The sequence below is a fragment of the Shewanella livingstonensis genome, from assembly GCF_003855395.1.
GTDB lineage: Bacteria > Pseudomonadota > Gammaproteobacteria > Enterobacterales > Shewanellaceae > Shewanella > Shewanella livingstonensis.
In genome coordinates this window covers 2,540,389-2,553,539 of the sequence record NZ_CP034015.1, presented here as the reverse complement: position 1 = coordinate 2,553,539, position 13,151 = coordinate 2,540,389, and the positions used below count along the sequence as shown (strand labels likewise).

12 protein-coding genes and 1 pseudogene are annotated in these 13,151 nt (G+C 41.9%); 7 read left to right on the top strand and 6 right to left on the bottom strand.

The features are described 5' to 3' along the window. The first annotated feature begins 21 nt into the window (after nucleotides 1-21). The 6 genes from EGC82_RS10980 to EGC82_RS10955 all read left to right on the top strand — a co-directional run bounded on the left by EGC82_RS10980 (nucleotide 22) and on the right by EGC82_RS10955 (nucleotide 5,790). Nucleotides 22-1,155, top strand: a complete 1,134-nt coding sequence (locus EGC82_RS10980) for a DUF2855 family protein (protein WP_124730803.1) — start codon at nucleotides 22-24, stop codon at nucleotides 1,153-1,155. A gap of 56 nt (nucleotides 1,156-1,211) precedes the next feature. After that, the gene (locus EGC82_RS10975; protein WP_124730802.1) at nucleotides 1,212-2,135 is read left to right on the top strand and encodes a bile acid:sodium symporter family protein; all 924 of its coding nucleotides are present in this window, start codon (nucleotides 1,212-1,214) and stop codon (nucleotides 2,133-2,135) included. 37 nt (nucleotides 2,136-2,172) lie between these two features. After that, nucleotides 2,173-2,865: a crotonase/enoyl-CoA hydratase family protein gene (locus tag EGC82_RS10970; protein ID WP_124730801.1), complete on the top strand. Its 693-nt coding sequence runs from the start codon at nucleotides 2,173-2,175 to the stop codon at nucleotides 2,863-2,865. A gap of 10 nt (nucleotides 2,866-2,875) precedes the next feature. After that, nucleotides 2,876-3,730, top strand: coding sequence for a crotonase/enoyl-CoA hydratase family protein (locus EGC82_RS10965; RefSeq protein WP_124730800.1), 855 nt, complete (start codon nucleotides 2,876-2,878; stop codon nucleotides 3,728-3,730). Nucleotides 3,731-3,832: 102 nt separating this feature from the next. Next, on the top strand, nucleotides 3,833-4,618 hold the full coding sequence (locus EGC82_RS10960) for an alpha/beta fold hydrolase (protein ID WP_124730799.1): 786 nt from the start codon (nucleotides 3,833-3,835) through the stop codon (nucleotides 4,616-4,618). 71 nt (nucleotides 4,619-4,689) lie between these two features. Beyond that, on the top strand, nucleotides 4,690-5,790 hold the full coding sequence (locus tag EGC82_RS10955) for a PQQ-dependent sugar dehydrogenase (protein WP_124730798.1): 1,101 nt from the start codon (nucleotides 4,690-4,692) through the stop codon (nucleotides 5,788-5,790). A 532-nt stretch (nucleotides 5,791-6,322) separates the two neighbouring features. Here the strand turns inward: EGC82_RS10955 and EGC82_RS10950 are convergent. The 6 genes and pseudogenes from EGC82_RS10950 to EGC82_RS10930 form a co-directional block, all read right to left on the bottom strand. Next, the gene (locus EGC82_RS10950; RefSeq protein ID WP_124730797.1) at nucleotides 6,323-7,516 is read right to left on the bottom strand and encodes an IS4 family transposase; all 1,194 of its coding nucleotides are present in this window, start codon (nucleotides 7,514-7,516) and stop codon (nucleotides 6,323-6,325) included. Between the two features lie 149 nt (nucleotides 7,517-7,665). Beyond that, nucleotides 7,666-7,818, bottom strand: a pseudogene (locus EGC82_RS10945) (RHS repeat-associated core domain-containing protein); the annotation flags it as partial. Between the two features lie 448 nt (nucleotides 7,819-8,266). Further along, the gene (locus tag EGC82_RS10940) at nucleotides 8,267-8,629 is read right to left on the bottom strand and encodes a hypothetical protein (RefSeq protein ID WP_124730795.1); all 363 of its coding nucleotides are present in this window, start codon (nucleotides 8,627-8,629) and stop codon (nucleotides 8,267-8,269) included. 2 nt (nucleotides 8,630-8,631) lie between these two features. Beyond that, nucleotides 8,632-8,793, bottom strand: coding sequence for a hypothetical protein (locus EGC82_RS21250; protein ID WP_164839125.1), 162 nt, complete (start codon nucleotides 8,791-8,793; stop codon nucleotides 8,632-8,634). 290 nt (nucleotides 8,794-9,083) lie between these two features. Beyond that, nucleotides 9,084-9,527, bottom strand: a complete 444-nt coding sequence (locus tag EGC82_RS10935) for a hypothetical protein (RefSeq protein ID WP_124730794.1) — start codon at nucleotides 9,525-9,527, stop codon at nucleotides 9,084-9,086. Nucleotides 9,528-10,338: 811 nt separating this feature from the next. Next, a complete protein-coding gene (locus EGC82_RS10930; RefSeq protein ID WP_124730793.1) occupies nucleotides 10,339-11,133 on the bottom strand; it encodes an SGNH/GDSL hydrolase family protein in 795 nt (264 codons plus the stop codon). A 353-nt stretch (nucleotides 11,134-11,486) separates the two neighbouring features. On the opposite strand from EGC82_RS10930, the gene EGC82_RS10925 reads away from it, so the two are divergent. Further along, the gene (locus tag EGC82_RS10925) at nucleotides 11,487-13,106 is read left to right on the top strand and encodes an NAD(P)/FAD-dependent oxidoreductase (protein WP_124730792.1); all 1,620 of its coding nucleotides are present in this window, start codon (nucleotides 11,487-11,489) and stop codon (nucleotides 13,104-13,106) included. The last annotated feature ends 45 nt before the right edge of the window (nucleotides 13,107-13,151 follow it).

The following is a 13,151-nucleotide window of genomic DNA, read 5'->3' as shown; positions in this document are numbered from 1 at the left end:
ACAACAGCTAAAAAGGATTTTATGACACTACCTCAGACATCAACAAACCAGGCACGTGTATTTGAAGTAACCAAAAATGCACTACACAACACACGCGTGACTAGACTCGACATCACGCAGCCATTAGCTGAAGACGAAGTGTTACTTCGAATCGATAAGTTTGCCCTAACCGCTAATAATATCAGCTATGGCATCACCGGTGATTCACTTGGGTACTGGCGATTCTTCCCGTCTGACACTGATCAACATCAATGGGGACGCTTACCCGTGATGGGCTATGCCGATGTTGTATCGTCAAATAACCAACAGATTAAAGTCGGCGAAAGAGTGTGGGGTTTTATGCCAATGGCAAGCCACCTGAAAATTCTTGCAGGGAACATTAATAAAGCTGGATTTTCAGATGTAAGTTCATGTCGTGAAGGTTTAGCGCCGGTTTATAGTAAATTTGATCGTGTCAGCCAAAACCCATTTTACCAACAACAAAATGAAGACTACGACATATTATTACGGGGCTTATTCACTACATCTTGGTTAGTAGATGATTTCATGTTTGATAATGACTATTTTGACGCGCAGCAATATGTGATTACCAGCGCCTCAAGTAAAACCAGCATCGCCCTCGCCTTTACCATAAAGCAACGTGGTGAACGTCCTGCCATAGGTATTACCTCTGCCGCAAACCGAGAGTTTGTCGAATCCTTGGGCTGTTATGACAAGGTGGTTAGTTATCAAGAAATATCCACACTCGATCCCAGTATCAATTCGATTTTAGTTGATATGGCTGGCGGGAAAACCACGTTGTCGAGCATCCATCATCATTTTGCTAACCAACTAAAATACTCCTGCAGAATTGGCGCGACTCAGCATGGCGACATCGATATGAGTGACACTGTGAGTGCTAATCACTTACCTGGCGCGACCCCGACCTTCTTTTTTGCCCCGACTCAATTAAAAAAACGCAGCCTAGATTGGGGGGCTGGCGAAATAATGAAGCAACTGAGTCTGTCGTTACTCGACTATATCGAATTTTGCCGGGCAAGCATCACCATTGTCCACACCAATGATATTGACCAACTTGATGTTGTTTATCAAAAAGTGTTGGCCGGTACTGCAGATGCTTCTGTGGGTCAAATCATCTGCTTGAAAACGAACTAAAACACATTACACGGACGTTCTTGACCGATAAAAGGTCTTCTCTGCTAGAGGTTATTATGGATAATATTGAACTGGTCACATTTGTAAATTCACAAGTCATCCCAGTGTGCATCTTCTTAATAATGATGGGTATGGGGTTATCGCTGGTGGTCGATGATTTTAAGCGCGTGGTAAAATATCCTAAAGCCGTTGCCATAGGCTTAACCAATCAATTACTGCTGTTACCCATTATCGGTTTTGGCTTAGCCAGTATTATGCCGTTAGAGCCTGAATACGCTGTCGGGGTCATGCTATTGGTACTCTGCCCTGGTGGAACCACTTCGAACATGTTTTCTCATTTAGCCAAAGCTGATGTGGCACTTTCAGTGACCATGACCGCTGTGGCAAGTTTAATTACCGTATTTACCATCCCTGTAGTACTTAATTTCTCCTTGGTTCACTTTATGGGCGAAGGCAATGAATTCCAACTGCCGATTATTGCCACCATGATAAGCCTAATGAAGCTCACTATTGTGCCTATTGCAGTGGGGATGTTGATCAGACGGTTTGCACCAAATCTAGCCAAAAGCACTCAAGTGCATGTGTCTAGATTTGGGATATTATTTCTCACCCTACTGATTATATTTTTAACTTATATTCAGCAAGACATTGTTATCCCTGCGCTTATTGCAGCGGGCCCGGTTTCTATTATTTTAAATATTTCAACTATGCTACTGGGCTACTATTCAAGCAAATGGTTTGGTTTAAACTTTGCGCAGCGCACCTCAATTACTATTGAAGTTGGGCTGCAAAATAGTACCTTGTCGATGTTTATGGCGTTAACACTACTGGCAAATTACAAAATGTCTTTCACACCTGCGATCTACACCTTGACCATGTTATTTACCGCGGGATTTTTAGTTGCTATGTTGAACAGCAAATATTGGAAAGCAAGACAATTAAAAGCTAATAATAACAACCAAACAGTGACAAGCCTTTAGATAAAATCAAACAATAACAAATTATTAGGTATAAAAAATGCACTTGATTAACGTAACAATTGAACATAACGTCCACATTATCAGCTTAAATAATGGCAAGGTAAATGCGATATCGCCGGAGGTGATAGCACAAATCAATTCCGCTTTAGATGATGCCGAGCAGCAAGGCGCGGTGGTGATGCTAACGGGCCAAGCAGGCATATTCTCAGGCGGTTATGACTTAAAAACCATGAAGCAAAGCTCAGAGGCGGCAATCGCCCTTGTTACCGCAGGTTCGACGTTAGCGCGCAGAATGTTAGCGTTCCCAACACCCATTATTGGTGTGTGTACCGGCCATGCTATCGCCAAAGGCGCGTTTTTATTACTAAGTTGTGATTATCGTATTGGCTGTGCAGGTGAGTTTAAAATTGGCTTAAACGAAGTCGCTATTGGCATGACAATGCATCAGGCTGGAATTGAAATTGCCCGTAATCGTATTCCGCGAAACTACCTAAGCCGTGCAGTGATCAATGCCGAATTATTCGCCCCCGAATCAGCGGTGCTAGCAGGGTTACTAGATCAAGTCGTGCCTTCAGAACAGCTAATGAGCACAGCGCACAATATTGCTAAACAGATGCAAACGCTTAATATGAAAGCCCATCACGGTACCAAATTAAAAGAGCGCCATGAAATACTCGCATCACTTGATGCCGCCATAACGTTAGATAAGAAAATTACATTGAATCTATAAGGATATCGTCATGACTTCACCGGTAAATTATAAAACGCTGACCGTCGATATTAGCAATAAAGTAGCCCATATCGTCCTTAACCGCCCTAACGAATTGAATGCTATGAATGTCGATTTCTGGCATGAATTCCCAAGTGTTATCCACGATATAAATAATAAATCAGCCGCCCGTGCGATTGTGATCTCATCAACCGGTAAACACTTTTGTGCAGGTATGGACTTAGCCGTATTTAGCGCCAATGGCGCTGATGATAATATCGAATTGGGTCGTAAACACGACCAATTACGCCGCTTAGTGCTAAAGCTGCAAGACTGTTTTACCGTATTAGAAACTGCGCGGATGCCAGTATTAATGGCGATACAAGGCGGCTGTATTGGCGGCGCTGTGGATATGGTCACCGCAGCCGATTGTCGTTATTGCACTAGCGATGCTTTTTTTAGTATTGAAGAAACCAAGCTCGGTATGACTGCCGATGTGGGTACGCTGCAGCGTTTACCTAAGTTAATTTCAATCGGATTAGTCAAAGAGCTGGCTTATACTGGCCGCAGAATGCCTGCAGAAGAAGCCAAACAAGCCGGTTTAGTCAATCAAGTGTATGACACCCAAGAGTCGATGATCACCGCAGTATTGGCCATAGCCGCAGAAATTGCCGCTCGCTCACCTTTAGCCGTTACGGGTTGTAAAGAGATGATCAACTATGCCCGCGACCACAGCGTTCAAGACAGTTTAAATTATATGTCGGTATGGCAAAGTGGTATGTTCCAGCCACAAAACGATATGATGGAAATTTTCAAAGCCAAAGCACAAAATCGTCCGCCCGAGTTTGCTGAGTTAACTCAGATTGATCCTACAAAAATATTCTAAGCATTCGGAAATAACAGTGCTAGTTGTGTTTAATTTAAATACTGAGTGAATTTATTTCAATTAAATTACTCACAAATAGCGCTAAAACCCTTTAGAGACTCTATGACAAACCCATTGATTAACTTGGTTCATGCTAATGGCTTTCCTGCCGGAAGCTACATCACATTTTTAGCTGAATTTGATAGCCATTATCGCACCGTAGCCCACGACCAATTTGGCCATAATGTGATGTATCCGATACACAGTAACTGGCAACACCTTGTCACAGAACTTATTGAATTTATTAAAAAGCAAGATGAGAAAGTGATTTGTGTCGGTCATTCTTTTGGCGGCGTTATTTCATTTATTGCAGCTTGCCAACACCCTGAATTATTTCGCGGCTTGGTGATGTTAGACCCACCCGTTGTAACGGGCGCATTCTCACATCTGCTGAGTTTTATTAAGCGCACGCCCTATATTGATAAACTATCACCAGCAGGTAAAGCGAAAACCCGTCAAAATCAGTGGCCAGAAAACACAAATTTAGTTGAGTATTTTTCACAGAAGACTTTATTTAAAAACTTCGATCCCCGTTGCTTACAAGACTATGTGCATTCTGGCGCGACTATGCGTAACAAACATTTAGAACTGACCTTCTCGCCAGCCGTTGAAGCGGATATTTTTAGGCATTTACCCACTAACTTAGCTCAATATAAAAACAAACTAAAAGTGCCTGCCAAGCTGATATATGGCGAAAAAACGAATATATTTCCGATTAAGCATTTTGTGCGGTTTGCCAAACTAAATGACATAGAGTTAATGACGTTACCCAACGGCGGCCACATGTTCCCATTAGAACAACCTGAAAATACCGCCAATATGGTGAAACAGATCATTAAAGACTGGTGATCATTACCCCAACTCTCGGCAACGACTCAAATAACTCATACCGATAAACAATCTACTTTAAGAGGCCCAATATGATTAAACCAATCAGTTTGCTATCTACCCTCGCACTTTTGGGCGTCTCTTATTCAGCCTATGCACTGCCGTTAAATAACATCCAATTACCAGCAGGGTTTACCATTGATGTGTATGCCGAGAATGTTGAAAATGCGCGCCAGATGGCGCTTGGTGAAAACGGAACTGTTTTTGTAGGCAGTCGCAAAGCAGGCAATGTTTATGCGCTTATAGACAGTGATAATAATTTTAAAGTCGATAAGAAAATCGTTATTGCAACGGATTTATTTATGCCATCCGGCCTTGCTTACCTTAATGGCAGTTTGTATGTCGCCGAAGTCGATAAAATCTGGCGTTATCCTGATATTGAGCAATCATTACCCTCGATTCCTAAACCAGAATTGGTGTACGACAAGTTACCTAACAAGTCCCATCACGGCTGGAAATTTATCACCTTTGGTCCAGACGGAAAGCTGTATATCCCCGTCGGCGCACCGTGTAATGTGTGTAAAAGCGAATTGCCATTTGCTTCTATTTTACAATTGGATCTTGAAACTAAACAAACCATCACAATAGCCCAAGGTGTCCGTAACAGTGTCGGCTTTGATTTCCACCCACAAACCGGAGAATTATGGTTTACCGATAATGGCCGCGATATGATGGGCGATGACCTACCCGATGATGAGCTAAATCGTGTCAGCCAAACCGGCCAACACTTTGGTTTTCCTTATATTCACAATAACAATATCGCAGATCCCGAATTTACCAATCCAGAGATTGCCAAACTGAATACACCGCCAGCATTAACCCTAGGCGCTCATGTCGCTGCGTTAGGCATGGAATTTTACCAGGGCAAGCAATTTCCTGCTGAATATAAAAACACCATCTTAATCGCGCAGCACGGGTCGTGGAATCGCACTAACAAAGTGGGTTATCGCATTATGCAGGTGGCACTTGAGGGGAATAAGGTGATTGACTATAAGCCGTTTGCTACGGGTTGGCTTGAAGGTGAACAAAGCTGGGGCCGCCCTGTAGATGTGATGACCCTGACAGATGGCTCGATCTTGGTATCAGATGACTTTGCCAATGCCGTGTACCGGATTAGTTATACCAAGCAGTAAAAGCACGATCAGGCTTTTAGATGATAGTAAAGTTATTAACCCCCTTCTTGTCGTCCCGGCAGTGCTATTGAGCCGGGATCCAGGTGTTTGTTTTGCTTATGGCCTGCGGCCACTAACGTCGTGGCGCTTCGCCCACACCAGAGCAAAGGGGTAAAGCGCTTGTACCCCTTTGCAAACCCTCAGCGTTCCGGCAATATTTTCTGATGAGCGAAAAAATTGCGACGGAAATGTAATCCATCTTCAGACCGCGTTTGTAGTCTGCTTCGGCCTTATTCGAAAATGCTAACGCTTCAGATGGGGCGTCCCTTCCCCTCCAAAGCTAGCCAGACATCCATGTCTGGGCTCACGCTATTTTCTTCAACGGCCTCAAGTTCAGAGTTGAATTTAGACATTTTCAAGCAGTAACTAGCTCGTTTTTGGACATTTGAACGCTAAGGCTAGCTTGTTATTGGACAAAAGTGTGTTAGAAAAGCCAGTGTTTCAATTTACTTTTTATAAAAGTTTACCCTGACCCTGAGGGATCCCCACGAATTTAATAACATGCTTGTGGCTCCTTGATTAACGATTGTAGCATCTTAATTCCTGCTAACCAGTGAGACTTCAGTAGCCTCAAAGACTTATCTTTATAGGCCCTTAATCCTATAAATTGATTTGATAAAACATTACGGTGCTTGATTGAATTCGCTTGGTATTGTCTATGTTTATCAGCCGCTTTAACTGCCAACCCTAACAGGTATAACATAAATTGAGATAAGCAGGCGATGAGTAACAATACGCTGAGCTTATGCGTAATCCTTGAGCCACTATCATTCATTTTCAAACCCGTTTTGACATCCCTAAAGCTCTCTTCTATTTGCATCCTCGTCGCATAAATTTTAACGACTCTTTTAGCAGCATTTCTGCTACTGCATAGCGATGTTGCCAGTAACCACGGCTCTTTTTCTCGCTCGGCACTTGTTCGTGACTGTTTACTCTGTCTAGCTTTATCACCTGTTGCCACTTTGTCTTTTCGCCCTTTAGCGTTACGTTTAAAAATCACTAAGCGAGATTTAAAAGCAGTTTGCTCACCTAAGTAATATATGCCGAGATTTTTGGCACTTGAGTTTGCTTGAACATACAAATTTTTAACTGGAAACCAATCATCCTCAACATGCTTTTTACAGTGAGTTCTGTTTCTGAATCGTCCGACATAATCCCAATCAAGTGACAGTATTTGTTTAAACCATGGAATTCGAAATCCAGCATCAGTCACGATGACAGGCTTGCTGTCGTTAGGTAGCATCGCCTTAAGTTTGGTCAGAAAGAGTAGATGAGTTTTAGGTTTCTCTTTTTTGTTTAGGGGGTGTATTTCTTCATAAAGTGTCAATGAGCGTCCTTGAGCCGCCAAAGATGCTCGAATGAGAAAATGCTGCTTTCTGTCATCAAGATCTGACCAATCGATATGAATAATGGGTTGCTTCATCTTTCCGACTAGCAAGCAGGCCATACGGGTGTATACAAGCTCGATTTCACGATGAACATTGGTATTATTACAAAGCCTATCTACACGCTTAATCTTATGTTTTTCTTTAGCTTTATTAGTAATGTTGCGACCAAGTCCGGTGATAGAAAGCGAGCCACCATTCATTGAGCTTTCAATGGCAGTAAACAAGCTAAAGCGGAGTGTTTTGTGCATTAATGGGGTGACAAGTGAGAGGCATTTTGATAAAACTTGTTTTGCATTCATGGCATTTACTCGTGGTAATTTTTGTTTGGCGATAAATTTGATCACCAAATACCATGAATGTTCCTCAGTTTTTAACCTATCTCATTATTTTTATTCATTCTTTTGTGGGGATTCGTCAGACACTGACCCCACTAAATTTTATCGATCGCATACCATGTCGGATCTGTCCCCGCCAGCGGGTTATTCATGATATACGAGTAAGGATTCACCGATTGGGTCGATGTTGGGCTCTGAATAAGCGGATCCACACTCAAAAAGCGGCCAAGGTTGTAATCGTACACCCGACCGTTCATGTGAATGAGCGAACCTGACGTGCGTCCAAGCGTTGGAGGCGTTTTCGCCTAGAGAGCTGCGGTGTTAAAGAGCATCAAATTAAGCTCAGTATACCTAGTTGAAAAAAATTTCATAGAGACGCTTTTTTAGTTAATTGGCTGATTTAAATAGGCTATCAGACAGTCTGTGGCCGGAAGCCGCCATAAAGACAACGGCCAGACGCCGGACACTGAAACGCGGCTGAAAACCTTGGCCCGCTGCATGAGCATCAATAAACACAAGGCCATGGCCAGTGAGTACCTCGCAGAGCAACAGGCCGAACAAGCAACCGAAAGCAGATCAAAAAGACAAACGAAAACACGCTGGCAGCCTAGGTCAGAGACAACAAAGTCCGCAATGCGGACTTTGTAATCACTCTAACTGACGGACTTAATATTTTTAACCATATACGTCACGTTAAATGCTAAATATCGTTTGCTACCTCAGAAAGTACCAAACGCAAAAATTTACAGCAATCAGGGTGTAAACAATTACGCTATGAATACGAATTTCTTTTGATAGTGTTGTTAACACTTCCTCACCCTTATATTCATCTAAAAACTTTTCTACCTTGTACGTTCCCAAAGTACTGGCTATCAAAAACATCAATATTAGCTCAAGTGCATAATTATCAATATAAAATGACAGGTCTTGAAATAAATAAAGCCCTATGCCGCTCAAAATTAATGTGGGCAAGCCAATAACAGGTAGCATTAACATGGTAACAGCCTTACCATGCTCAAAGTTTTTATTTCTGTAATATGCATAGCCACCAATAATAAAGCTACGAAGATAATGCATCTTTAATTACCTCTAGGATTTATATCTGGGACACCAATAATCTGCTGAATGAAGCCAGTTGGGTTGTTATTATACTCTCGTCTAATACCTTTAATATCACTACCTAATTTTTGTATAGAAGAATGGCTATTTTCTAAGCTTTGCTCTCCCGTCCTTTTAATCATAATCCAGCCATTTACATCAATGTCGGCTGGGCCAATTCTTTTATAGAAAATAAAGAGGGAACAGACGTTAGTGGCCGCAGGCCATAGCCTAAACACACTTTGGGGCTTAAACGAGCTGGAGTAGTGATTTCGAAGACTTTTATTTTACTATTTATTTCAAAGAACTATTTATGCTATTTGTAATAAAGAGTGGTACCCGAGGCTTGACTGCTCTTTATCGCAAGCACAATTCAAAAGAATGCCACCCATAATTTGTACATCTACTAATTTAGCTCGGCGCACTAGGTGACTTATTTATTTTCAGCTAATGGATTAATCCTTAATCTTGACAATTTACTTATATCACCGAAAACACCACTCTTTGAAGGCTTTTTTAGACTATAAGTGCCTATTACTTGAACAGCTTTTTTATTAAGACTTTCTTTAGCAAAGTCGAATGCTTCCTTATCTACAACAACCATTATTCTATCAAAAGAATTCTTATTCCCTCGGCTAATATCAACTGGATACAAATAGACAGAGTATTTACCACCATCAAAGTCACCCCAAACTTCTAACCATCCTTGAATCAGTATTTTTTTACCATCCAAAACGGTCTCATTAGCAGCCAAAGTGTAGAAATTTACGTCTTTATAATCAATTTCTTTTGTAGCTAACGTGTTGTTTGAAAAAATAAGAAAATATATACATATTGAAAAAGACAACAATTTCATTGTTAGCATTTTGTTCCACATATATTGACCTCTGCACCCTTAGAATATTTTTAAAAAAAATTTACTAAAAAATTCCCTCCATAATTTATATAAGTAACATAACCCGTTTTCATGGCTTTGGCGAGGGTTTGGCTAGATGTACTCAACTCACCAACTTTAATAAACATGTTTAAAATTAAAGTTAAATTAGCGACTTACCTGTCATATCCAGAATTCTTCATAGCAGAAAAACTTGATAGCAATCAAGTAGAAATACTTGGGATGGGTGGCCATGTTCTGGCTTATGTTCTGTTGCTTGCAACAGTCTAAATTCAACTCTGAACTTGAGGACGTTGAAGAAAATGACGTGAGTCCTGACATGGATGTCAGGCTAGCTTTCGAGGTACAGGATGTACCATCGGAAGCGTTAGCATTTTCGAATAAGGCCGAAGCTGGCTACAAACGAGGACAAAAGCTGGATTTAACCACGTCGCGAAATTATCGTTTTTCAGATAATTTTGATGTGGCGGCTGGGAGTTCCAAGAGGGAATAGACGTTAATTACCTCTTGGTCTGGTGTGGGCGAAGCGCCACGACGTTTGTGGCCGTAGGTCATAAGCACATAAGTACAAAAACTAACACCTGGATCCCGGCTCAAAAGCATTACCGGGAAGACGATTAAATTAACCCGCGTAAGTTGAAAAATGACGACCATAGTCTGGGTGGGTGAAGCGCCACGACGTTAGTGGCCGCAGGCCATAGCCTAAACAAGCTTTGGGGCAGAAGTATGTTAGCCCTAACCGTTGCTATGATAAATTCCACACATTACGTATGGCATGATACATACAGCTATTTTATTCAATCGCTGCAGATTTAATACCACCAACTATTTGCTCAACAACCAAATTAGCCCACGCTGAATAAATCGGGGCACCTGGGTGAAACCCATCGGTAGCCATCACTTGGCGCATAAACTCGAGCATAGTGATGTCAGGTTGTGGGTTGTCTAATGGTAATTTAATTAATCTGAAATCTGTCGGTTGGTTGACTTGTTGATTTAACTTAATCAGTAATTGCTGTAACTGGCGATTAAATTGATTTGCTCGCTGGCCTAAGCTCCACCGAAGTGGATTAGGCAAAACAGGAAATAACCCCAGTGGCGGTAACGCAGTCACTAATATCAGTTTGGGTTTATAGCGCTGAGTAATGAGTTCTAACAACTGTTTTTGTTGCTGCAACCACTTATCGCAACTGATTGATGAAGTAATGTCGTTGACACCCAGTGATGTAACAATAACATCATAGTGCTTTTGGCTGAGGATTGGATGGGCTGTATCAATGCGTTCATGTAAGGCTTGTAACGTGGTGGCTGTGGTCGATCCAGTTTTAGCAAACAATGCATAACTAAATTCGAGTTGAGGGCTTAATTGCTCAATAATCTGTCCCAATAGAGCGTGTTGTTGATTGGTCACTCCAACGCCTGCAGCAGCTGAGTCGCCTAAAATAAGCAAGTTTAACGCAGGATTAGATCCAGTTTGCCCAACTCGTTTACCCTCGGGTTCAGGCAACCTTGGCGTAGTACGGCGAACCTTAAGTCCCTGAAACACTAATACTGGGGCCAGCATGATAGAAATTCCTTGATGTAACATTACTTCTCCCTTTTACTCAACCAACTACAAATACCTCAGTAAACTAAACCATTCATTTTACTAATGGAATACCGTAACTGGTGTGATTAAATTTTCAATAGCTGACCAACACCGAAAGATTGAATGACAACATGGTAAAAATCATCAAATGGTTTATAGATTAACACTAAATGAACCGTCTAGACGGAACACTACAAAGGCAAACAAATTCAGCTAATGCCATAATTTAATCTATATCATTAATAGAACCTGCCAGTATGGCATATGTCATATGTCATCAATAGATAATTTCATTTTAAGGTTAAATCACGTAAACTATGCGCTGTTTTTTAAGTCTCTTTCTTAGGTAAATCATGATCCGTTTAAACCAAGTACAATTGTCTCTAGACCATAATGAAGATGCACTGCAACAAGTCGTGTTGCAAAGGCTCTCTATTTCAGCGGATCAGCTGGTTGACATACATGTGTTTAAACGTGGCTACGATGCGCGCAAAAAGAACTTAATTTTCTTAATTTATACCTTGGATGTAACCTTAACCAATGTCGACGAAGCCGCGTTATTGGCATCACTTGCAGATGACCATAATATTCGCGTGTCGCCCGATACTGATTATAAATATGTCGCGTGTGCACCAGAAGGGTTAACCGAACGTCCAATCGTGATTGGTATGGGCCCTTGTGGTTTGTTTGTTGGGTTGATGTTGGCGCAAATGGGCTTTAAGCCGATTATTTTAGAACGCGGTAAATCAGTACACGAACGTGCTAAAGATACCTTTCGCTTTTGGCGTACCAGTGAGCTAAATACCGAATCAAATGTACAATTTGGTGAAGGTGGCGCAGGCACGTTTTCCGATGGTAAGTTATACAGCCAGGTTAAAGACCCAGGTTTTAAAGGCTTAAAAGTAAAACAAGAATTTGTTGCTGCTGGCGCACCTGCAGAAATTATTTATGTAAGCAAACCGCACATTGGTACCTTTAAATTGGTCACCATGGTGGAAAAAATGCGCCGAGAGATCATTCGCTTAGGCGGAGACATTCGTTTTGAAACCCGCGTAGATGAAATCAACATAATCGATCGGGAAGTGACGGGTGTCACCCTCAGAAATGGTGAAGTACTGCATTCTAAGCATGTGATTGCAGCCATTGGCCACAGTGCCCGCGATACATTCCAAATGTTGCATGATAAAGGCGTGTATATGCAGGCACAGTCATTTTCAATTGGTTTTCGTATTGAACACAAACAAGAGATGATTGATAAAGATCGCTTTGGCATTAACGCTGGTCACCCAATGTTAGGCGCAGCTGATTATAAGCTCGTGCATCATTGTAAGAGTGGTCGCAGTGTTTACAGCTTTTGTATGTGTCCTGGTGGTGTGGTTGTGGCGGCAACGTCTGAAGAACATGCGGTAGTGACTAATGGCATGAGCCAATATTCGCGCAGTGAACGTAATGCCAACAGTGCCATTGTGGTGGGCATAGATCCAAGTGATTTTGATAACGATCCATTGCAAGGTATTGCACTGCAACGAAAACTGGAACGCCATGCTTATGTTATGGGGGGGAGTAATTACGATGCGCCTGCACAAATGGTCGGTGACTTTTTAGCGGCAGGATCGGGTAAACCGTTTGAAAACGTTGAACCATCTTACAAACCCAATGTAAAAATGACTGATTTAAGCGATGCGTTACCACAATTCGCCATCGATGCTATCCGTGAAGCAATACCGGCGTTTGGTAAGAAAATTAGGGGGTTTGACAGTCAAGATGCCATGTTAACCGGCGTTGAAACTCGCACCTCTTCACCGGTGCAAATTAAACGTGGCGCCGATTACCAAAGTATTAATACTAAAGGCTTATACCCTGCAGGTGAAGGTGCTGGTTATGCCGGCGGGATATTATCAGCGGGTATCGACGGTATTAGTATTGCCGAAGCCGTTGCATTAGACATGATAAAAGCAATGTCGAATAGTTAATAGGCTATTGGGTTGATCATTAATTAGGGTCAATAAACGTAGTTC

Bases quoted from the DNA above. Each gene is read 5' to 3' on its own strand.
- EGC82_RS10980 (WP_124730803.1), top strand. From the start codon at position 22: ATGACACTACCTCAGACATCAACAAACCAGGCACGTGTATTTGAAGTA.
- EGC82_RS10975 (WP_124730802.1), top strand. From the start codon at position 1,212: ATGGATAATATTGAACTGGTCACATTTGTAAATTCACAAGTCATCCCA.
- EGC82_RS10970 (WP_124730801.1), top strand. From the start codon at position 2,173: ATGCACTTGATTAACGTAACAATTGAACATAACGTCCACATTATCAGC.
- EGC82_RS10965 (WP_124730800.1), top strand. From the start codon at position 2,876: ATGACTTCACCGGTAAATTATAAAACGCTGACCGTCGATATTAGCAAT.
- EGC82_RS10960 (WP_124730799.1), top strand. From the start codon at position 3,833: ATGACAAACCCATTGATTAACTTGGTTCATGCTAATGGCTTTCCTGCC.
- EGC82_RS10955 (WP_124730798.1), top strand. From the start codon at position 4,690: ATGATTAAACCAATCAGTTTGCTATCTACCCTCGCACTTTTGGGCGTC.
- EGC82_RS10950 (WP_124730797.1), bottom strand. From the start codon at position 7,516: ATGAATGCAAAACAAGTTTTATCAAAATGCCTCTCACTTGTCACCCCA.
- EGC82_RS10940 (WP_124730795.1), bottom strand. From the start codon at position 8,629: ATGCATTATCTTCGTAGCTTTATTATTGGTGGCTATGCATATTACAGA.
- EGC82_RS21250 (WP_164839125.1), bottom strand. From the start codon at position 8,793: ATGATTAAAAGGACGGGAGAGCAAAGCTTAGAAAATAGCCATTCTTCT.
- EGC82_RS10935 (WP_124730794.1), bottom strand. From the start codon at position 9,527: ATGTGGAACAAAATGCTAACAATGAAATTGTTGTCTTTTTCAATATGT.
- EGC82_RS10930 (WP_124730793.1), bottom strand. From the start codon at position 11,133: ATGTTACATCAAGGAATTTCTATCATGCTGGCCCCAGTATTAGTGTTT.
- EGC82_RS10925 (WP_124730792.1), top strand. From the start codon at position 11,487: ATGATCCGTTTAAACCAAGTACAATTGTCTCTAGACCATAATGAAGAT.